Annotated in this window: 1 protein-coding gene; it reads left to right on the forward strand. The window is 25.0% G+C overall.

Annotated elements, in window-relative coordinates; genetic code table 4:
- Positions 1-322 precede the first annotated feature (322 nt).
- Complete coding sequence (gene mnmA, locus M0D11_RS05945; protein ID WP_252320978.1) at positions 323-1,450, forward strand: tRNA 2-thiouridine(34) synthase MnmA; 1,128 nt, start codon at positions 323-325, stop codon at positions 1,448-1,450.
- Positions 1,451-1,462: the final 12 nt, after the last annotated feature.

Below are 1,462 nucleotides of genomic sequence, written 5' to 3' on the forward strand. Positions count from 1 at the left end.
CTACTTCAACTATTATTAATAGTATTTGCTTCTATATTGGTATCTATATCATTATTTATTAATAACTCTTCTTCTTGTGGCATTTTTTCTCTTCTCTCTATTTCTTTATTAAAACATAAAAAACACATTAGTAACAAACTTTACAAAAGTGGTTATAAACCATATTTTGTTAAATTGCTTTTATGTGTTTTAACATTAGTATAAAGGATTATCACTTAATAATCAATATATAAATTCAATAATTTAAAAATATTTATTTGGGTATTTATTATATATTTGTTACAATTATTAAGCATTTATGAAAAGTATTAAGGAGTAAAAAATGACAGAAAAAAAACGCATTGTTGTTGGTATGAGTGGTGGTGTTGATTCATCAGTAACAGCAGCACTTTTACAAGCAGAAGGCCATGAAGTTATTGGTCTTTTTATGCGTAATTGAGATTCACTTTTAAATAATGATTTACAAGGTAACAATAATCAAGATATTTGTCCACAAGAACAAGATTATCTTGATGCTTTAGCTGTTTGCCAAAAATTAAATATTAAATTAGAAAGAATTGATTTTGTTAAGGAATATTGAGATAATGTTTTTACTTATTTTCTTGAAGAATTTAAAAAAAGTCGTACTCCTAATCCCGATATTCTATGTAACAAATATATTAAATTCGATGCTTTTTTAAAATATGCACAAAAAAATTTAAAAGCAGATTATATTGCAATGGGGCACTATGCACGAATTAACTACAATCCAATTACTAAACAATATCAGTTATTAAAAGGAATTGATGATAATAAAGATCAAAGTTATTTTTTATGTCAATTAACACAAAAACAATTAAAATATAGTTTATTTCCTTTAGGTAATAAAACTAAAACTGAAGTTAGGGAATTAGCAAAAAAATATAATTTACCAACAGCAACAAAAAAAGATTCTACTGGCATATGTTTTATTGGTAATCGTAATTTTCAAACATTTTTAACAAATTATTTACCAGCTAATCCTGGCAAAATTGTTGATATTAATACCAAAACTACTATTGGTAATCACAATGGTGTTTACTACTATACACTTGGTCAAAGAAAAGGTATTAATCTTTCAGGAATGAAAGTTCCATATTTTGTTGTTGAAAAAGATGTTACTAATAATATCCTTTATGTTGCTAATGATAATGAAAATAAATGACTAATGAATAGCAGTTGTACTGTTAAATCATTGAATTGAATTAATAATAGTACATTAAAAAACTCTTTAAAATGTAATGCAAAATTTCGCTATCGTCAATCTGATATTGCTGTTATTATTAATTTTATTATTAATTTTATTAATAATGATGAAATTAAGGTTGAATTTTCAGAAAAGATACGCGCTATTACGCCCGGTCAAACCGCTGTTTTTTATGATGGTGATATTTGTCTTGGTGGTGGAGTTATTGACCAAATATTTCGCTAATCAATTATTAAA

The organism is Spiroplasma endosymbiont of Lariophagus distinguendus (assembly GCF_023846195.1).
Lineage (GTDB): Bacteria > Bacillota_I > Bacilli_A > Mycoplasmatales > VBWQ01 > Spiroplasma_E.